This is a genomic window from Salirhabdus euzebyi (assembly GCF_014207435.1).
In the GTDB taxonomy this organism is placed as follows: Bacteria; Bacillota; Bacilli; order Bacillales; family Alkalibacillaceae; genus Salirhabdus; species Salirhabdus euzebyi.
The window spans coordinates 17,406-36,770 of sequence record NZ_JACHGH010000009.1 but is presented as its reverse complement, the minus strand read 5'-3'; the positions used below and the strand labels follow the sequence as shown (position 1 = coordinate 36,770).

Annotated in this window: 20 protein-coding genes, 2 tRNA genes and 2 other annotated features; of the genes, 16 read left to right on the top strand and 6 right to left on the bottom strand. The window is 34.0% G+C overall.

Annotated elements, in window-relative coordinates; translation table 11 throughout:
• The first annotated feature begins 62 nt into the window (after nucleotides 1-62).
• The 6 genes from HNQ94_RS14255 (at nucleotide 63) to HNQ94_RS14230 (ending at nucleotide 5,626) form a co-directional block, all read left to right on the top strand.
• Nucleotides 63-1,400 carry a D-alanyl-D-alanine carboxypeptidase family protein gene (locus HNQ94_RS14255; RefSeq protein ID WP_174497100.1) on the top strand — a complete coding sequence of 446 codons (1,338 nt, stop codon included), beginning with the start codon at nucleotides 63-65 and terminating at the stop codon, nucleotides 1,398-1,400.
• Between the two features lie 100 nt (nucleotides 1,401-1,500).
• Nucleotides 1,501-2,385, top strand: a complete 885-nt coding sequence (gene pdxS / locus HNQ94_RS14250) for a pyridoxal 5'-phosphate synthase lyase subunit PdxS (protein WP_174497101.1) — start codon at nucleotides 1,501-1,503, stop codon at nucleotides 2,383-2,385.
• Nucleotides 2,386-2,438: 53 nt separating this feature from the next.
• Nucleotides 2,439-3,032 (top strand): pyridoxal 5'-phosphate synthase glutaminase subunit PdxT, encoded by a 594-nt coding sequence (pdxT, locus tag HNQ94_RS14245; protein ID WP_174497102.1) that lies wholly within the window; start codon nucleotides 2,439-2,441, stop codon nucleotides 3,030-3,032.
• A gap of 41 nt (nucleotides 3,033-3,073) precedes the next feature.
• Nucleotides 3,074-3,295, top strand: a binding site (T-box leader).
• Nucleotides 3,296-3,448: 153 nt separating this feature from the next.
• The gene (gene serS, locus HNQ94_RS14240) at nucleotides 3,449-4,723 is read left to right on the top strand and encodes a serine--tRNA ligase (protein ID WP_174497103.1); all 1,275 of its coding nucleotides are present in this window, start codon (nucleotides 3,449-3,451) and stop codon (nucleotides 4,721-4,723) included.
• A 23-nt stretch (nucleotides 4,724-4,746) separates the two neighbouring features.
• Nucleotides 4,747-5,463 (top strand): nucleotidyltransferase domain-containing protein, encoded by a 717-nt coding sequence (locus tag HNQ94_RS14235; protein ID WP_174497104.1) that lies wholly within the window; start codon nucleotides 4,747-4,749, stop codon nucleotides 5,461-5,463.
• A 70-nt stretch (nucleotides 5,464-5,533) separates the two neighbouring features.
• Nucleotides 5,534-5,626: transfer RNA gene (locus HNQ94_RS14230), tRNA-Ser, on the top strand.
• A 487-nt stretch (nucleotides 5,627-6,113) separates the two neighbouring features.
• On the opposite strand, the gene HNQ94_RS14225 is transcribed toward HNQ94_RS14230, so the two are convergent.
• On the bottom strand, nucleotides 6,114-6,809 hold the full coding sequence (locus tag HNQ94_RS14225; RefSeq protein ID WP_174497105.1) for a deoxynucleoside kinase: 696 nt from the start codon (nucleotides 6,807-6,809) through the stop codon (nucleotides 6,114-6,116).
• On the bottom strand, nucleotides 6,806-7,447 hold the full coding sequence (locus tag HNQ94_RS14220; RefSeq protein ID WP_174497106.1) for a deoxynucleoside kinase: 642 nt from the start codon (nucleotides 7,445-7,447) through the stop codon (nucleotides 6,806-6,808). The genes HNQ94_RS14225 and HNQ94_RS14220 overlap by 4 nt, the downstream gene beginning before the upstream one ends.
• Before the next feature lie 196 nt (nucleotides 7,448-7,643).
• Nucleotides 7,644-7,868 (top strand) — a binding site (T-box leader).
• A 68-nt stretch (nucleotides 7,869-7,936) separates the two neighbouring features.
• On the opposite strand from HNQ94_RS14220, the gene proI reads away from it, so the two are divergent.
• From proI to HNQ94_RS14195, 5 genes are all read left to right on the top strand, one after another.
• Nucleotides 7,937-8,773 (top strand): pyrroline-5-carboxylate reductase ProI, encoded by an 837-nt coding sequence (gene proI, locus HNQ94_RS14215; RefSeq protein WP_174497107.1) that lies wholly within the window; start codon nucleotides 7,937-7,939, stop codon nucleotides 8,771-8,773.
• Nucleotides 8,774-8,865: 92 nt separating this feature from the next.
• Nucleotides 8,866-8,938, top strand: a tRNA-Arg gene (locus tag HNQ94_RS14210).
• A gap of 144 nt (nucleotides 8,939-9,082) precedes the next feature.
• Nucleotides 9,083-10,057: a tyrosine-type recombinase/integrase gene (locus tag HNQ94_RS14205; RefSeq protein ID WP_174497108.1), complete on the top strand. Its 975-nt coding sequence runs from the start codon at nucleotides 9,083-9,085 to the stop codon at nucleotides 10,055-10,057.
• A 186-nt stretch (nucleotides 10,058-10,243) separates the two neighbouring features.
• The gene (locus tag HNQ94_RS14200) at nucleotides 10,244-11,200 is read left to right on the top strand and encodes a DNA cytosine methyltransferase (RefSeq protein WP_174497109.1); all 957 of its coding nucleotides are present in this window, start codon (nucleotides 10,244-10,246) and stop codon (nucleotides 11,198-11,200) included.
• Nucleotides 11,200-12,150 carry a HaeIII family restriction endonuclease gene (locus HNQ94_RS14195; protein WP_174497110.1) on the top strand — a complete coding sequence of 317 codons (951 nt, stop codon included), beginning with the start codon at nucleotides 11,200-11,202 and terminating at the stop codon, nucleotides 12,148-12,150. The genes HNQ94_RS14200 and HNQ94_RS14195 overlap by 1 nt, the downstream gene beginning before the upstream one ends.
• Before the next feature lie 343 nt (nucleotides 12,151-12,493).
• Here HNQ94_RS14195 and HNQ94_RS14190 read toward each other — a convergent pair whose 3' ends face one another.
• The gene (locus HNQ94_RS14190; protein ID WP_174497111.1) at nucleotides 12,494-12,658 is read right to left on the bottom strand and encodes a hypothetical protein; all 165 of its coding nucleotides are present in this window, start codon (nucleotides 12,656-12,658) and stop codon (nucleotides 12,494-12,496) included.
• Nucleotides 12,659-13,879: 1,221 nt separating this feature from the next.
• On the opposite strand from HNQ94_RS14190, the gene HNQ94_RS14185 reads away from it, so the two are divergent.
• Nucleotides 13,880-14,842, top strand: a complete 963-nt coding sequence (locus tag HNQ94_RS14185; RefSeq protein WP_174497112.1) for a MarR family transcriptional regulator — start codon at nucleotides 13,880-13,882, stop codon at nucleotides 14,840-14,842.
• Between the two features lie 219 nt (nucleotides 14,843-15,061).
• Here HNQ94_RS14185 and HNQ94_RS19660 read toward each other — a convergent pair whose 3' ends face one another.
• Nucleotides 15,062-15,196 (bottom strand): hypothetical protein, encoded by a 135-nt coding sequence (locus HNQ94_RS19660; RefSeq protein WP_260400949.1) that lies wholly within the window; start codon nucleotides 15,194-15,196, stop codon nucleotides 15,062-15,064.
• A 1,030-nt stretch (nucleotides 15,197-16,226) separates the two neighbouring features.
• Here HNQ94_RS19660 and HNQ94_RS19655 point away from each other — a divergent pair.
• Nucleotides 16,227-16,358 carry a hypothetical protein gene (locus HNQ94_RS19655; protein WP_260400948.1) on the top strand — a complete coding sequence of 44 codons (132 nt, stop codon included), beginning with the start codon at nucleotides 16,227-16,229 and terminating at the stop codon, nucleotides 16,356-16,358.
• A gap of 70 nt (nucleotides 16,359-16,428) precedes the next feature.
• A complete protein-coding gene (locus HNQ94_RS14180) occupies nucleotides 16,429-17,112 on the top strand; it encodes a hypothetical protein (protein WP_174497113.1) in 684 nt (227 codons plus the stop codon).
• 148 nt (nucleotides 17,113-17,260) lie between these two features.
• On the opposite strand, the gene HNQ94_RS14175 is transcribed toward HNQ94_RS14180, so the two are convergent.
• Nucleotides 17,261-17,446: a hypothetical protein gene (locus tag HNQ94_RS14175; RefSeq protein ID WP_174497114.1), complete on the bottom strand. Its 186-nt coding sequence runs from the start codon at nucleotides 17,444-17,446 to the stop codon at nucleotides 17,261-17,263.
• Between the two features lie 788 nt (nucleotides 17,447-18,234).
• Between HNQ94_RS14175 and HNQ94_RS14170 the strand changes: the two genes are divergently transcribed.
• Nucleotides 18,235-18,498, top strand: coding sequence for a hypothetical protein (locus HNQ94_RS14170; protein WP_174497115.1), 264 nt, complete (start codon nucleotides 18,235-18,237; stop codon nucleotides 18,496-18,498).
• A gap of 42 nt (nucleotides 18,499-18,540) precedes the next feature.
• Here HNQ94_RS14170 and HNQ94_RS14165 read toward each other — a convergent pair whose 3' ends face one another.
• Complete coding sequence (locus HNQ94_RS14165; protein ID WP_174497116.1) at nucleotides 18,541-18,885, bottom strand: type II toxin-antitoxin system PemK/MazF family toxin; 345 nt, start codon at nucleotides 18,883-18,885, stop codon at nucleotides 18,541-18,543.
• A gap of 290 nt (nucleotides 18,886-19,175) precedes the next feature.
• Here HNQ94_RS14165 and HNQ94_RS19475 point away from each other — a divergent pair.
• Nucleotides 19,176-19,365, top strand: a 190-nt coding sequence (locus HNQ94_RS19475; protein ID WP_221452584.1) for a hypothetical protein, incomplete at its 3' end; no start/stop codon positions are given.

Here is a 19,365-nt window from a genome sequence, read left to right as displayed (position 1 = left end):
TTTTTTTTGAGGCCTGTGATAAAATTGCTAAGTAACAACTAAATGGTGGAGGTTAAAAAACTATGAGAAAGTACATTCAATCCATTATGGTAGTTATGTTAGCATTTTTAATAACTACTGTTTCTTTCATTCCAAACCCTATTTCAATTCATGCAGCACCATCTGACATAGAAGCTAAATCGGCTATTGTTGTTGATGCTGAAACAGGAAAAATACTGTATGAAAAAGAAGCTGATTTAGCTTTACCTCCTGCCAGCATGACGAAAATGATGACAGAGTACTTGGTTCTAGAGGCTATTGCTAATGGACAAATTAGCTGGGACACAACAACACAAATAGGTGAATATCCATATTGGTTATCATCTAGCAATGAGTTTTCTGGTATAGGACTAATTCAAAATAAAGACTACACGGTAGAACAATTGTATATAGCTATGGCAATATATTCTGATAACGCTACAACTGTAGCATTAGCAGAATTGGTAGCGGGTACAGAAGGAAATTTTGTTAAAAAGATGAACGAAAAAGCACAAGAAATGGGATTGCCTGATGCACAGTTTGTAAACTCTACAGGCCTTTCTAATCGTGACTTAGGAGACCGTTCTCCTGAAGGAACTGATCCAGAAGCGGATAACTACCTATCTGCTAAGTCATTGGCTTTATTAGCATATAATTTAATAAAAGACTATCCCCATGCATTAGAATATTCAACAATAAAAGAATATCAATTAGATGATCAAATGCTTACGAATTTGAACTGGATGCTTCCTGGTATGCCAGGTCATTTAGAACAGTTTGGCTATGAGGGAATGGATGGTTTAAAAACTGGTTGGACAGATATGGCTGGTTACTGCTTTACTGGAACAGCCGAACGTAATGGACAACGCTTAATTACAGTAGTTATGCAAACAGATAGCAAGGAAGCTCGTTTTAATGAAACGAGAAAGCTACTCGATTATGGTTTTAGTAATTTTGAACTGAAGGAAATCTTCCCGGCTAACTATCAATTAGAGGAAGAGTCTACTTTATCTGTTGTGAAAGGTAAAGAAGATGCAGTGGAAATTGCTACAAATGAACCTATTCGTGCCGTTGTAAAAACAGGTGAAGAGAATCCTTATACGGCTATTTATCAACTAGATGAATCAAAGTTAACAAAAGATGGTGAGTTAACAGCAAAAGTTGAAAAAGGTGAAGTTGTTGGGACAATGCAAGTTGTTTATAATGGTGAAGAAGATTTTGGATTTATTACCGATGGTTTAGACCAACAATTAAGTGCAGAACTTGTTACACAAGATAGTGTAGAAAAAGCTAATTGGTTTGTTCTGACGTTTAGAGCAATTGGTGATTTTTTCACCGATTTATTCTCAAGTATTGTTGATGGGATAAAAGGAATTTTTTAAAACACACTGGAATAGTGGGAATTTAATACTTTTTACGGTAAAATACTAATAGACAATAATAGTCGTTGTATTCACTGTAAAATATAGGAGGTTATTCATCATGTCAAAAACAGGTACGGATCGTGTAAAAAGAGGAATGGCTGAAATGCAAAAAGGTGGCGTCATCATGGACGTTGTCAATGCAGAACAAGCTAAAATTGCAGAAGAAGCAGGTGCAGTAGCAGTAATGGCACTTGAACGTGTTCCTTCTGATATTCGTGCTGCAGGTGGAGTAGCACGTATGGCTGACCCTACAATAACAGAAGAAGTAATGAATGCAGTATCCATTCCAGTAATGGCAAAGGCTCGTATTGGTCATATTGTAGAAGCAAGAGTATTAGAAGCGATGGGTGTAGACTACATTGATGAAAGTGAAGTTTTAACACCAGCAGACGATATTTACCATATCAATAAGCGTGATTTCACAGTTCCTTTTGTTTGTGGTTGCCGTGATCTTGGAGAAGCTGTTCGACGTATTGGAGAAGGTGCTTCTATGTTACGTACTAAAGGAGAACCTGGTACAGGTAACATTGTTGAAGCAGTTCGTCATATGCGACAAGTGCAATCTCAAATCCGCCAAATTGTTGGTCTTTCTTTAGATGAATTAATGGTATTTGCAAAAGAAAATGGTGCACCATATGAATTACTATTACAAATTAAAAATGAAGGTCGTCTTCCGGTAGTTAACTTTGCTGCAGGTGGAATTGCTACTCCTTCTGATGCTGCGCTAATGATGCAGTTAGGTGCTGACGGTGTATTTGTAGGATCTGGTATCTTTAAATCAGATAACCCGCAAAAGTTTGCTCGTGCTATTGTGGAAGCAACTACACATTATGAGGACTATAAATTAATTGGTGAGTTATCTAAAAATCTTGGTACAGCGATGAAAGGTATTGAAATGTCTACATTAACACCTGCTGACCGTATGCAAGATCGTAGTAGATAATATTTATCACATTTTCTAACCCTAAAGAAATGTAATAAGGGAGAAATTCAGCTATGACTAAAATTGGTATATTAGCTCTACAAGGTGCAGTTCGTGAACATGCTTTTTCAGTAGAGACAAGTGGAGCAGAAGCAGTAATTGTAAAACGAGTAGAACAATTAGAAGATATTGATGGTTTAATCTTACCTGGTGGAGAAAGTACGACGATGAGAAGACTAATCGACAGGTATGATTTCTTAGAACCATTAAAAGCTTTTGGTCAATCAGGAAAGCCTATTTTTGGTACATGTGCAGGTTTAATTTTACTTGCAAAAGAAATTGATGGACAAGATCATGCTCATCTACAATTAATGGATATAAAAGTAGCGAGAAATGCTTTTGGTCGTCAACGTGATAGTTTTGAAGCGGATATTCATCTTAACGGAATAGGTGAAGAATTTAATGCCGTCTTTATAAGAGCTCCATACATTCTTGAAGTTGGGAATGGAGTAGAAATTTTGGCTAGCTACAAGGATAAAATTGTAGCAGCACAACAAGACCATTATTTAACAAGTGCTTTTCATCCAGAACTAACAGATGATCACCGTTTAACGGAACATTTTGTTAAAATGGTAAAAGATGCAAAGAAAGAACTTGCATCCTCCTAATAAAAAGAGTATATTATAAAACAACTAAAAATTGTAAAAACAAAAGAGCTATGAAGGGAACTAGTAACAATATTTCTTTCTCTAGAGAGTCGGTGGCTGCTGTAAACCGATGTAAGATTGTTGTGAATCCATCCTTGAGCTGATATGCTGAAATAATTAGTAGGTATATCCGGTAAGCGCCGTTAATGTAACTAAGTTGGAAGACTTTATAGGTCTTCAATTAGGGTGGTATCGCGGGAATTAATATAACTCTCGTCCCTTTTTTATAAGGGACGGGAGTTTTTTGTTTATACTTTAAGAAAGCATAACTTTGTTAAAGGATTAAAGTATAAGAAAAACTAAGGCTTTCGCCATAAGGACTTGGCGACAAGCAAAGTTTTTCTAATTTGAGTAAATAAAACAATGGAGGAATGACAATGTTAGATATGAAATATTTACGCGAAAATTTTACAGAAGTAAAAGAAAAGCTGAAATTTCGTGGTGAAGATTTATCTGATTTAGATAAATTTGAGGAGTGGGATACACGTCGTAGAGAACTCATTACAGAAAGCGAAGAATTAAAAGCAAAGCGAAATGACGTATCTAAGCAAATTTCTGTTCTGAAAAAAGAAAAGCAAGATGCAGATCATATGATTAAGGAAATGCGTGAGGTAGGGGATCGAATAAAGGAATTAGATAATGAATTAAAGGAGTTAGAAGATAAACTACAAACTTTGCTCTTATCCGTTCCTAATATTCCACATGAGAGCGTCCCTGTTGGAGAAAGTGAAGATGATAATATAGAAGCTCGTACATGGGGTAAGATTCCCACATTTAATTTTGAAGCGAAGCCACATTGGGATTTAGCGACTAATTTAGGGATGGTAGACTTTGAACGCGCTTCTAAAATTACAGGAAGCCGATTCGTATTTTATAAAGGTTTAGGTGCGAGATTAGAACGTGCTTTAATGAACTTTATGATGGATTTACAAGTAGATGAACATGGGTATGAAGAAGCAATTCCACCATATATTGTTAATAGAGATAGTTTAACTGGTACAGGTCAATTACCTAAATTTGAAGAAGATTTGTTTAAGATAGAAGGCTGGGATTATTATTTGATTCCAACAGCTGAAGTACCTGTGACTAATTTCTACCGTGATGAAATATTAACAGGTGAGGACTTACCGAAAAAGTTTGCAGCATATAGTGCATGTTTCCGTTCTGAAGCAGGATCTGCCGGTCGTGATACGAGAGGGCTAATTCGTCAGCACCAATTTAATAAAATCGAATTAGTTCAACTAGTTAAGCCAGAAGATTCTTATGAAGTTTTAGAACAACTGACAGGACATGCAGAAAAAGTATTACAGCTACTGGATTTACCATATCGTGTCATGAGCATGTGTACAGGAGATTTAGGTTTTACGGCAGCAAAGAAGTACGATATAGAAGTCTGGATTCCAAGTTCTAACACATACCGTGAGATTTCTTCTTGTTCTAATTTTGAAGATTTCCAAGCACGCCGGGCTAAAATCCGTTTCCGTCGTGAGCCGAACGGAAAACCAGAATTCGTGCATACATTAAATGGTTCTGGTCTTGCTATTGGTAGAACAGTTGCTGCAATTATTGAAAATTATCAACAAGAGGATGGAACAATTAAAATTCCAGAAGTACTACGTCCATACATGGGTAATAAAGAAATAATTGGTTAAGTAAGAAGCGGAGGGATACTGGTATGTTGGATCATGTCAAACAGATTGCTTTAAGTCTTTTAAGGGATAAGTATTCTAGCTGTGACATAGGAATACTCGCGGGTAGTTTTGTGCGAGGTGAAAATACAGAAACATCTGATTTAGACATCGTCCTAATTGATGATAGCTATACAGTATCTTTCCGCGAATCTTTTTATTATGAAACTTACCCTATTGAGTGCTTTGTTCATAATAGGACGACTCTTTATGACTTTATCGAAAGTGATTGTAAGAGAGCAAGGCCAAGCTTGTTAAGAATGGTTAGTGAGGGGATTATTTTAAAGGATGATGGATCTGCTAAACAACTACAAGAAGAATTAACAAGCAGGTTAAAACAAGGGCCAATAATGTGGACAGAAGATGAACTTCTATATAAACGTTATATGTTGACAGATGTTTTAGATGATTTTAAAGGTACAATGAGTCGTAAGGAAGGAATCTTTATTGCCGCCAAACTAGCTGAAATGTTACATGAGTTTATTCTTCGTATGAATAAACAGTGGATAGGTACAGGGAAGTGGATATATCGAGCCCTAAATACGTTTGATCCATTAGTTGCAAGGAACTTAGCTCATGCTTTAGACAGCTATTATTTAGAAGGAAAAAAAGAACAGTTAATAGCAATTACAGAAGAATGGTTAGATGTTTATGGCGGGGCAGTTTTTGAAGGATTTCAGTTAGGGTCTATTTCAAAAAAGTAAGAAAAATTAAACTTCTCTATTTTACTTGAATAGAAGATATAAATATGATATATTCTTTAAGTGTCATTACGGAGGAGTACCCAAGTCCGGCTGAAGGGATCGGTCTTGAAAACCGACAGGGGTGTCAAAGCCCGCGGGGGTTCGAATCCCTCCTCCTCCGCCATAATGATTTTGCGTATAAATTGGAGAATATAACGGAATGAAATCGTTACATAAGTAACGATTTTTTTTATGCTCTAAAAATCCCATTTTACCTATCACTACTTTCGTATTTCAAAAAGGATTCTTTATTTAGCTATCGAATACTTAGTAAAAAAGAATGCGAGGTAAACAGATAGTGAAAGTCTTCAAAATCACAGGTGGAATTCTTTTGTTTGTTATTTTTTCAGGAATACTAGCTTTTTTTACATTTTGGTTAACTTTCCCTTTAGCATTTATGTTATTTGGGGACGGTAGTGCCCTCTACCTCTGGCTGAAAAATCATCTCCCTTATGAACCATATTTCCTTCTATCAATCATTCCTACTATTTTTGTATTCATCCTTATGTGGTTTAGGCTATTTCCCAAATGGTTTTCAAAAATAACAACTGGTTAAAAGGAATAAAGAGGAGGGACCTTTTTCAATAGATCCCTCCCCTTTATACTCTACTTTATAGTTTAACTTTTTCTGGAGAAAACTTTCCTGTCAGTTGTCTTGATTGTTGTATAAAATAACTAATTCTATCTAAGATTGGCTCAATAGATCCTGCATCATTTACAATATCGTAGTCAGCAATGTTTATACGCATTACTGGGCAAGAATTAAAGTTATTAATCCAATTTTGATAACGGTCATGCATTTCCTTCCAATATTCAATAGGAGTTTGTTGCTCCATTGGACGACCACGTAGTTTAATGCGATCAACAATATCCTCAAAAGAACCTTCTAAATAGATGAGAAGATCTGGGTGTGGGAAATAAGGTGTCATAACCATTGCATCGAATAGGCTTTTATATGTTTCATAATCTACACCAGACATTGTCCCTTTTTCGTAGTGCATCTTTGCAAATATACCTGTATCCTCATATATGGATCGATCTTGTACAAATCCACCACCGTATTCAAATATTCTTTTTTGTTCCTTAAATCTCTCGGATAGAAAATATATTTGTAAATGAAAACTCCATCTCTCAAAATTAGCATAAAATTTATCTAAGTATGGATTTGAGTCTACTTTTTCAAATGAAGTCCGGAAATTAAGTGCTTTTGCAATGGTCTTTGTCATCGTTGATTTACCAACTCCAACTGTTCCAGCAATTGTTATGACAGCATCATTTGGAACCCCGTATCTACTTTTTACACTCATAATGCTACCTTCCCTTCTTTTAATGATTTCTCTACTTGAGTTAGAACATAGTTCAAGTCTTCTTGGCTTTTGACATAGTCTAGGTTGTCCCCATTTAAGCGTATAATCGGAATTTCTGGGTGCTCTTGTTCAAACTGTTTCATAAAGATTTCATACTCATAGGATAATTGCTGCAAATAAGAAGCTTGTATATTATGCTCTACTTCACGTCCACGTTGTTCAATTCGGGATAAAAGAGTGTCTAAGCTAGCATTTAAGTAGATCATGATATTAGGTTTCGGCATATCGATGGTTAAAATTTTATAAATTTCTTCATATTTTTGAAATTGTTCATTATTCAATGTCATTTTTGCAAATATCATATTTTTTGAAATATGATAATCCGATACAACTGGTATTTGTTCCATCAGGTATTTTTTTTCGATATCTTCTAATTGCTTGTAACGATTGCAAAGAAAAAACATTTCTGTTTGAAAACTCCACTCTTCAATATTGTCATAAAATTTGCCAAGAAATGGATTTTCTTCAACAATTTCTTTCAGTAGATGAAAATTGAAGTGATTATTAATTTTATTAGCAAGTGAGGTTTTGCCAACACCAATGGGTCCTTCTACTGCTATGAAAGGAATTTTCCCCATATTTCTCCCCCTTTATCAATAAGAAAAAAAGACGATTTACAACAAAACGTTTCAAAAATTGACAAGTTTTATTTTATCATAATAGGCGAGTTAACGTAATATGAAATAAATAGGAAGGGTTTAATTAATTTATTAAATTTTCTGAATATATGTTGACAGGAATTTATTTAGCCTTCATAATACAGAAAATGAAAAAAATAAAGCTATGAACAGGCGAGTAAATAATTGTTCAGGTGAAAGAGATTGGAATCCATAGGCTGAAAGTTTCCATCACCAAGGAGATTATTGAACCTACCTGGGAGCTATCAAGACGAAAGCTTGATCGTTTTACCCAAACGTTATTGGGCATAGAGAGGACATCATACATACTATGATGTCAATTAAGGTGGTACCGCGGAATCAACCCATTTCCGTCCTTTATATGAGGACAGAAGTGGGTTTTTATGTTTTTATCACATTAATTTTTCAACGAGTATTACAATGGGAGGTATGAAAATGGTGAATAAAATCGCCTTTATTGGAGCGGGTTCAATGGCAGAGGCTATTATTACTGGAATACTTAATAAAGGTGTAATAAAGCCACACCAAGTCTATATCACGAACAAAGATAACCAGGAACGGCTGGATAGATTGAATATTATTTATCATGTCCCTTGTATGAATGATAAAAAAGAAGTGATGAAGGAAGCGGACATTGTTATTCTTTCTGTTAAACCGAAGGATGCCCAAGAAGCACTTCATTCTATACGACCATTTGTCAAAAAAGAGCAACTAATTGTTTCCGTACTTGCTGGTATTTCAACAGAGTTTATTGAAGAACAGTTGGGAGTAGAGGTTCCTGTTATTCGTGCTATGCCTAATACGTCTGCAGCAATAGGACATTCTGCTACAGCAGTTGCTAAGGGTAAGCATGCAAGGAAGGAACACTTAGAAAACGCTATCTCTCTATTTCAAACCATTGGAACAACAACAGTTGTAGAGGAAGAGGATTTACACGCAGTTACTGGACTTTCAGGAAGTGGGCCTGCTTATATTTATTACTTAGTTGAAGCGATGGAAGATGCAGCACAACAAGCGGGCTTACAAAAGGAAATATCAAAGGAATTAATTGTCCAGACATTAGTTGGTGCAGCGGAAATGTTAAAAACGACACAGGAGACTCCATCTGCATTAAGAAAAAAAATTACAAGTCCAGGAGGTACAACACAAGCTGGAATAGAAACATTAGAGAAGTATAAATACCAAGAGGCCTTAATAGAATGCATTAAAAATGCGAAAGCAAGATCAGTAGAATTAGGAAAACTATTTGAACAAACTAATCCGTAGAGTGGAAAAGTCTACACTAAGGTAAAGTGAAAAAGGATATTTCTCTTTTCAACTTCTTTTATATTTTGTATAATTAGGATTGCTAAATTTTTGGCCCCGTAGCTCAGGGGATAGAGCGTTGGTTTCCTAAACCATGCGTCGGAGGTTCGAATCCTCTCGGGGCCACTTCCTTGATATAAAAGCATTCTTGGTCATTTAGTATTTCCAACGGTCTTACTTTTTTTTGATATAGACCGTGCGAAACAATACAAAAGACCGTAGGTGCTAAATCATTAAAGCCTTCTAAATACATTTTTGGGAGGTTTTTTTATGCGTACAAATCAATTTAAAGGAAAAAAACAAGTAGTAAAAAGGTCAAATTTAAAGAAAGAGAGTTACAGTCTAAAAGAAGTCCATAATCTTTTTATTACAAGTAAAAAAGTAGAAGGATTAAGGGAAAGAACCATTTCAGACCATCTCCTTCATTTCGGTTATTTTTTGAAGTGGCTGTCAGATGTTAATTCTGAAATCATGACTTGTTACGAATTGGATGTAATAACTGTAAGGAATTATATTCAATTCATGGAAGATAAAGGACTTTCTCCGGTTACAAGAAATGTTCGAATTAGAACATTAAAGTGTTTTTTAAAATTCGCACATGAAGAGGGTTTTTTACCAGAAAATATCTCGCAAAAAATTAAAATAGTGAAAACTGATAAAGATACATTAAAAATCTTAACTGATGAAGAAGTCACAAAGCTAATAAAAGTTATTGATAAAAGTTCATATACAGGGTTTAGGGATTTTGTAGCAATTATGCTTATGGTGGATACAGGAATGAGGTCTGTTGAAGTATCATCATTAACAGTTGATATGCATGATTTTAATAATATGTTGATTTATTTACCGGGAAGTAAGGTGAAGAATCGAATTGGTCGTGTTATTCCTCTTTCTAGCCAAACTAATAAGCTTTTATATCAACTTATAAAGGAAAATGAGATTTTTTTTGGAGAAAAGCATGTGTTTTTAAGTGTATATGGTACGCCATTTCAATCAAAAAGCTTTAGAAAAAGATTGGTTACTTATAAACATAAGGCAGGAATTAAAGGAGTTCGTGTTTCACCGCATTCCTTTAGGCACTATTTTGCAAAATCATATGTATTAGGGGGAGGTGACCCGTTCTCCTTACAGAAGATATTAGGACACTCTGATATGCAAATGGTCAGGAAATACATCCAAATGTCTAAGTCTGATGTGAAAATACAACATAATCGATATAGTCCAGTCCAACGGTTGAAATTATAAAACCGTTGGATTGAAGTTAAAAAAACCGTAGGACTTAATTGCAAGCATCATGAAGTTTCTATGCTCATTCTTTGTGAAAATCCAATAATGACAGTATACTTTCTATTAAAAGAAATTCTTTTAAATCTATTGGAAGTAGTTTCAATAAAAAGTATAATTAAATCAGTAACCACATGAGGTGAAAACATGAGAAAATTTAAAGTTGCTTCCTTATTTGCCGGTGCAGGTGGCTTGGATATAGGATTAGAATTATCAAATGGTTTTGAAACAATATATGCAAATGATATAGATAAAGATGCTTGTGCTACTTTTTCAAAGTGGTCCGATGCTGAAGTTGTATGCGGTAATATAAAAGATATACATGAACGGGACATTCCAGATGCAGACATTATAACAGGTGGATTCCCTTGCCAAGGCTTTTCAGCGGCTGGTCCCCGTAAGGTGCTTGATGAAAGAAACACACTTTATAAGGAATTATCAAGAGTAATAGAGGCTAAACAGCCTCTTGCATTTATAGGAGAAAATGTAAAAGGTTTATTGACTCTAGGAAATGGTGAAATCATGGAAGCGATAAAAAATGATTTTAGTTCCAAAGGTTATAGACTGTATTATCAACTATTAAATGCGGCTGATTACGAGGTACCTCAAGACAGGTATCGTGTTATTATGATTGGAATAAGAGAAGATATTGATATAGGTTTTGAGTTTCCTAAACCTACTGGACGCAAAAGTATTAAAGATATACTATCAGATTTACCAGAACCAAAACCAGAGGATATTTGCCATGCTCCTTATTCATCAAGATATATGAGTCGAAATAGGAAACGTGATTGGGATGAAGTAAGTTATACAATTCCAGCGATGGCAAAACAAGTAACATTACATCCAAGTTCACCAGATATGATAAAACTAGAAAAAGATTTATGGAAATTTGGAGAAGGTTCTACAAGAAGATTTAGTTGGCAAGAAGCTGCTGCAATACAGTCTTTTCCGAAGTATATTGATTTTGAAGGGAATTTAACAAGTAAATATAAACAAATTGGTAATGCAGTTCCTCCAAAGTTAGCAAAAATTATTGGTACTGAATTATTTAATACATTAAACAAGGCTTTAGAAAGAAAAAAAAAGAAAGTAGTGGTTTAATGGCAACTCAAACGCTAAATGGAAAAGCTCTTGAATATGCTTTTCTAAAGTCACTAGCAAAAAAATTAAATATGGAAACGGAAGTTCATATTATTGAATCAAAACCAATGAAGACTGCTAGAGAAGCTTACTTATCGTTTGAGGAAAAAGAAAAAGAGAGGATGATATTGGCTGCTGATGCTGGGAATGAAGTCATCCTAAAGCTAGAACCAAAACTTCACTTGGGAGTAAATCCATTAATTTTAAGTATCCAACAAGATGCTGCAGGTCAAGCTGGAGATGTTCGAGATGTCCTTGCGATTCGAAATGATGATAACTGGGAGATAGGAATATCATGTAAGAATAATCATACTGCTTTAAAACACTCAAGGTTGTCCCCTCATATTGATGTTGGAAAATCATGGTTCGGATTTCAGTCAACAAATGAATATTTTAAAGAAATAACCCCAATTTTTGATGAAATAAGTGAACTTAAAGTAAAAGGTGTTTATTGGAGAGATATTCCTGATAAAGATGAAAAGTACTATGTTCCAATTCTTAATGCTTTTGTTAAAGAACTAAAAAGATTGGATAATATTTATCCTGGTGAAATTCCAAAAAGGTTGCTTAGTTATTTGCTGGGAAGAAATGATTTTTATAAGGCAATTGCTTATACCAAAAATAGAACCACAGAGATTCAAGGGTTTAATCTATATGGCACACTAAATCAAAGGTCTCAAGGGTTGACCCCCCAACTTCGGATGCCGCAATTAAAATTACCTACTAGATTTTATGATATAAGTTTTAAAACAGGTAAAACCAATACAATTTTGATTGTCTGTGATGAGGGCTGGACTATTTCAGCCCGTATACATAATGCTAGTTCAAAAGTGGAAAACTCTTTAAAGCTAGATGTTAAGTTAGTAGGCTTACCACCAACACTATATCGTCATGTAGAATCTTGGAGGTAGATTTATAAAGTTCCTTAAAACGTTTAGCAAATAAAAGCTAAACGTTTTTTTATTTGAGATGTTTTAAACGGGTCCACCCTACAAATATAACTATCACCGACACACTTTACTGGAAATTATAAATTATCATCCACATTTCATAGTGAATTGCAGGTTCTGTTAATCATTGTTCTGTTTTTATAAGGTTAAGGAGAAAAATAAAGAACCAAAATATACATTTTAATAAATAAAATAACGTATATTTTGGCTCATCTTTAGATTTGGAGTTATTGAACTAACGCACCTTGGTATAGGTGACCAACTTGATTATCATACTCCTTCTTTAAAAATAGTCTTTTACTAACTATTGAAGATACTTAGTTATATTAATCGTGTCTTCTAGGTCAGAAAGCCTACTATCCATAGCATTTTGTATGTCCTCTTGGCTTAATCCTACTCGTTTTAATTCTTCATAGATTTCCTGCTGTATTTTTGAAGGTAGTAGTGCGATGAATGTTGTTTTCGTCATTGTTTTTCACCTTTCTATCACTTTGATAAAAATAATATTAGATATATGAATAGACATTTTCATTATTTGAGTAATCCAGGAAGTTGTTTTTAATCTTTTCAATACCTTTTATGATGTGTTTATTTTTATTTTTATTTATTTCCCTTAATACGTCAACAGCATCTTTGTTATAATAATGCAATTTACTTATTATCTTGTGCAGAGAGATAATTTACCATTAAATTAAAGGGGAATATCTCACTAAGAAATTCATATTTACGAATTAGTTCCAGAAATGTACCGGAATCCTATTATAAATAAAATTAGTTGCGTATAGTTTATTTTAGTGGCATGTATTTGCATTTTATTTAATTTTAGATATAATCTAAGTATGGAGCAGATTTTACTTTTTTAAAATCAGCAAAAGTTCGAAAATTGGGAGGAAGTCGTGTGCAACGCGAAGTGTGGGCGACAAAGTATTCTCCTGGCAGAAGAAAAAGACCCTAGTGGTAACTAGTCACTACCACGTTATGGGTCTTTTTTTTTGTATCTTGAATAAATATGTTTTAATCGGAAAGAATGAGTGTAAATAAGGAGAAGGATGGACTTCACCACGCGGAACGGAAATGTTTTTTGGCAATGTACTAGGCAGGTAGCTAGTCAGGCTATGCCTCTCCTTCCTTCTCAATTATCTACGATGTTGCTGATGTTACATTAAATACTGGAGCAGATTAAGTATCCAGTTAAATATATTGCTTATGATTGTCGTTAGCGCTCCCCACTCTAATATGGTTAAGCCTAACAACTTCTTGGTGTTAATGATGCTACTGATTCTTTTGCGAAGTGTGGTTAGTATCTCCTTCACCCCCTGGAATGTCCCGGGGTGAAGGTACATAATTCCATTATAACTATTAACCTATTTTTTTCCAATAGTGAAAGACTTTTAAAAACAAAGCTAGTAAAGATATCTATTTTTTTGAGGGACATACAAATTTTATAAATACCTTTAACACCTCAATTTTCTACACAAAATAAATTTTAATATTTTTTTAAATATATTGTTCTATGAAGAAAAGGGAAACCACTTTGGGTTTCCCTTTTATATTTTATTGAATTTTTTACGGATTTTTTTAGGAAAAAAAGTATTTCATTATAAACATGAAATATAACAACAAATTACTCTAGTAAGGAATTTTAGTTTGATTTTTAATTTTAGAGATTTATATAAAGGGGGAAACAAGATTGTTAAGCAGTCCAAGAATAATTAGAATACCTAATGAGGAAACAGGAGAAATTGAGGAATATTTTTTAGCGCAAACAAAAAAGTTTGAACTAATAGATAAAGAAAAGAAAGAAATGATAAAAAGAAAGTTTCAAAGAAAAAAAGGCATACGAATTAAAGATATAAGGGGAGAATTTTTAATGGCTAAAAGTGAGCCCTTAAAAAGGCTAGAAGAAACTGATATTACCGTCAAAGATAGGCGCTATTTTATGCAATTATTAACTTATTTAGATTTTGGTCAAAAGCCATTGAAAAAGGGGGATGTACCATTAAATATAAATGAGATTGCAAAGATATGGGGAATGCATAAAGATAACGCTAAAGTGAAAATAAACAAATTAGTTGATATAGGATTAGTAATTAAAGATAAAGACCCAATTGATAAACGTAGAACAGTATTTCTTATAAATAGTGAATTTTATGAAAAAGGAAAGAAATCATCTAGTGATAAGTTTGTAAAGGTCTTTCAGAAAAAGTTAGCAGAAGTAATTAGTAATATAGAAGAGATTCAAAAAAATAGTAAAAACCAAAGCATACTTAATTCTATCGGGTTACTCAATGCTTTAATACCATATTTTCATTACCAGACATTTTACTTAGTTGAAAATCCCAATGAATGTATAACATTAGACGGAGAATCAATTATTGATGCATTAGAAAGAAACTCAGGTTCCTTAAGGCACTTAACTAAGACCCGTCTTTGTTCTATTATTGGAAACAAAAATGGTAACCGTAATACCATTACCCAATATTTTAAAATTTTAGAAAAAGCAGGTGCAGTCATGGTTTTAAATACAAATAGAAAATCAACATTTTTAATACACCCAGACCTATTTTTTAGAATTGATAGCAAGGGAGTAGAAGAATATACACGTTATGTAAGAACAATGTTTAATCAACATAATAGTGTAGCACTTAAGTAGAAGCCTGAATATATTCAGGCTTTTTTAACTATATTATTGAAGTAACTTTCTCGTATAACCTTGGGAAGTGGCGACTCAAATCGAAGCATAAAAAAATCCCTTAATAGCTATGTTTACAATTTCCTTCCATTTTCAACGTCTTTTAGCATTGTTTCTGATTTCTTATTAGCCATGTTTTACCCCCTCTCTTTAATCAGTTGTATTATTCTTTTTAATAATTTATTCCTTTAAACATTTCTTGTCTTTATTTAATATCGCTTCTGCTTTTTTAATTACATTCTCGTTTTTCTTTTTTTGTTCTTCATATAATTTTTTTGCGATTTCTCCGGCAGATAGATTAGACAATTTTTTCATTTAAAAGCCCTCCTTGACTGGTTTTCAGCATATCCAAATGAATTAGTTGTAAAAACCTATATAAGTAAAACAGGATTATTTATTTTATCTTATTTTAACTATTATTATTATTTTATGCTAAGGTTTTTAAGAACTGGAGTAAATTATGCGTTTCGATTCCGAAACGCAACCTCTATTAAGGAGTATGGAGCCCGACGGCGTTTGAGTCGGTCTTGACCTTCATCTTTTGAACTTCTCAGCGGAATTTCCGCCGAGGAATTAAAAGGGATAGGTCGCCAGCCTATTTCTTTCAGATACTGAAAAAATATGGCTGCCAACCATATTTCTTTTCGTGTAAAAATGCCAAGTTGCAGCGCCAACTGCAACTATAAAAATATCGAAATACAAAACCAAATCAATCGTAAATGCAGGTGAGCACGTTGAGCATAGCTTGACGGAGCGAGCTATCTTCGTTGGGATTCGCGGCTACCAGCCGTGATGAAATCGGAGAGACCTGAAGCTACATGCAATGAGAGTTGCTTGTGTAGCTACAACGGGGGCTGCGTGTAAAAGCGCTTCTACCCACTGGAACCTAACGGTTCTTGGACGATGGGCGACACTGAAATAATGGAATTTCAGCTATGTGAAATTCTGTTCGTTACATTACGAAGTGGTGAAAATCCACCCAGCGGGGAGGTCCAGTAATGGCTCAACGTTTGGCTCGGCGGGGGAGGAAGCGAACTCTTTTGAGTTCCGCCAAGTAAAAGCTTGGTCTCCGAAAGGGGATACAAATACGAATAGCTCAACCCGTAAAGGTCTGCCAACATGCTGGCAGCTAAAGGAACCCTGCGTTTTAGTAGGGACCAACCGAGTAAATTCAATAAGAGAGGATGCCGAACTGGCGTCGACTCAATATATCAACCGAAAGCGCTTTGCGTGAGTAAGGGGGAGCTTCCATACTCTGCCCCTATTAGATATATTGACGAGCCGACCTGACTTATTGAATGAAGTGTGTGACTAAAGTGGGAAACCGTACCAGGTGGAGCTGGCGGTGGGAGATGACGTGATTAGGCTTTTATCAATGCTGCAAGGCAGTGGCAGTGATAGTTCCGTAAGAGGTGGTACTCTTGCAAAAGGACGGCTGAAAACAGATGGGTTATGCAGAACGATGATTTGGGAATAAATCTTTTGGCGAAGATTTATTTGGTCTTGGCGGACCTTGGTGCTGTTTTATTCCACTGGGAGGTGGTATTATGGCTCAACAATATTTGGTTGAATCCTGGAAAGGATTGCTTCAATACATTACAAATAATCTATTAGGAAAGGGGTATTATTATTGGCATTGCACGGAACTTCCAGTTCAAAAGCAAGACAAATGGCTTAAAATCGATGAAAAGTTAATGAGCAAATATGAGACAAATATAGATAAATTCAAACGTCATAGGCGGAAGGCGAAAGGTCTAGCTAATTTCGTCTACATCCGTTGGGAACAGTACGCTTTCATTTTTCATACCGAAGGTACTGTTCCAGACGTTTATGATGATAAATTTTATGATATCCGTCAGGAGCCACTCTTTTTGAAAGTGGGGGAACTGACAACTTTTGTGCTGCAAATTTCAGGCAATGGGAAGGTGAATGTGAAGCTATCTAGTGATACATATCAAGGTTTAAAGGCGGTCATTCACAATACAGCCAAAAGAAGAAATCCTGTTTTGTTGCAAAATACTTTTAAAATGGTGAACGGATTACCTTCTTATGGTCCAGTTCTCAAGCAAAAAAGAGACCTTGCTACGTTTGCGATTAAACAAGCCGAAAAAAATCAAATTCGGATTCGCAATGAACAAGGTAAAAAGCGCAAAATGAACAGGAAAGATTTTTGGATATATACGAAAAAGCCGACAGTAAAGGTTTTTTCCGAGTTCGAAGAGGGTGGCTAGTAAACAAAAGACAGTAAGCCCTGGTGGTTCTTTTTGCTTTGTGCAGCTTGAACCACTTTTTTACGCTCAAAAATGGGGTGTTTTTTTGTTTTTTACTCTTTAGCCCTTAAATAGTGTAGTTTCAGGAGCATTTTTCAAAAAAATGAGGTTATTTTGGCTTATTTTTGGTATCTAATTCATCAAAAACTTTTAAATAGTATTTATATTCGTTTAGCTCTGAAATAATGGTTTCCAGTACTATTTCACTCGGAACCAGTTGGTATTTTTCGTCAAAATGAATGGTTACAACAATCCCATCATTCACAATTATGGTTTTTTGTTTGAAATTTCCCATTGTAATCCCCCCTCTAGTGAAGAGTTAAATAAAAAATAAAAATTCCCTCCGAAATTATCGGAGAGATTTTTTATACTGTTTTATCACCAATCACCGTTTAACTCGTAGTGATACCATTTTTTTCGAAAACATCAGTGGCTCTGTAATGAACATGAAAACAGTTTTCTTTTGGAACCCAAACTACTTTCAATATATTCCCAAGCAGTATTGAAGTTTGCGGGATTGTGTACCCCAAGTAAATTGGTGTTTTTTTGAATTATGCTAAACTTTTTAAATTGTTCCTTTGTTATTCCAATCCGGTTTTGATAATTCATATTTTCGCCTTTATTTTTGTAAAATCACTAATCTTTTGAATAGCTTATTTTCTTAATGTTATACATACTTGCTAACAAAAACTATCATTTGCCTTTTGTGTATTTATAATTTTTATGTTCTCTCATTACCCTTTAATTTTTAATTTTATCGTTCTCTATCATACCTATATTTTCTAAAAAACGTATTCTCACTATCACCTATTTTTTTATAAGTCTTTATTTATCACTGTATTTTTAATAATACTTCTTAATATCTTAAAGCAACTTTATTAATAGTTTGATTTATTAAAGCTATTTATCCTGTCTCTATTTTTTTCTAACATCTTAATGGTTAGAACAAAACTAATTTACATAAAACTATATTATTCAATAGCTTATTATATCCAATAACAAAACAACCGGTTTTTTTAAAAAATTATAGTAGAATAGTTACAGAAAATGGTATAATTGTAATAAATATATAGGAGGGATAAAATGAAACAGAAAATAATTATAACTGAAGATATTATAGAAGCGTTTCTTGATAAAATTGTATTTCAATATAAATATACAGATGCTGCTGAAAAATTAGGAATTGGGTTGCATTTTTTAGAAGATATTGATTTACAAAGTCTAATGGAAAAGGTTATTGATAAAGAGGTCTTTGATGTACCTTACGATTACTATAAAGGTATATTAACAAAAGAAGAGGCAGTAAAAATTATAATGTCTGACGAAACTATTTTAGAGGCTATATAGGTAAAAGAAAGTGCTGAAAAAACAGCACTTTTTTTATATTTACTAATACCCTGTAGCAATACAAAGAGCTGTATGTATATGTGAATATAAGTTATCAGTAATTTCATCAACCATTTGATAGATTCTTTTTTTATCGACTACACGGATTTGTTCCATTAGCAGAACTCCATCAACTTTTTTATGCTTAAGATGTTGTTTGTTTAATTTTATATGTGTAGGGAGTAGTTTAAACTTCTTGGAACTAATAGGAACTACTATTGTTGTTGTAGAATAAATATTTCCCAAATTATTTTGAATAACTAATGCTGGTCTGTAACCGCCTTGCTCAGAACCAATATATGGACCAAAATTAACAATTCTTATCTGTCCTCTTTTAATTGTTTCCACCAATATCACCTCAAATGTTTTTATATTTTTTTAACACAAAAAGTAATTTTTAATATTAAAAAGCCGATTTTTAGACAGTACACCGTTTATTTTATTTAATACTCTTCAATAGTTTTAAAAGACATTAAAAAAGATTTAAAAAAACATGTGAAGATAACTGTCCTTTTTGTATCAGAACATCACAAAAAAAGGAATGAGTGCTATTCCTATAAGTGCGATGAAAAGCAGCAAAGTCTATCCAATGCGTGAAGATAAGTGGCTTTTTGCATTAAAACATCACAAAAAAAGGAATGAGTGCTATTCCTATAAGTGCGATGAAAGGCAGCAAAGTCTATCCAATGTGTGAAGATAAGTGGCTTTTTGCATTAAAACATCACAAAAAAAGAATGAGTGCTATTCCTATAAGTGCGATGAAAGGCAGCAAAGTCTATCCAATGTGTGAAGATAAGTGGCTTTTTGCATTAAAACATCACAAAAAAA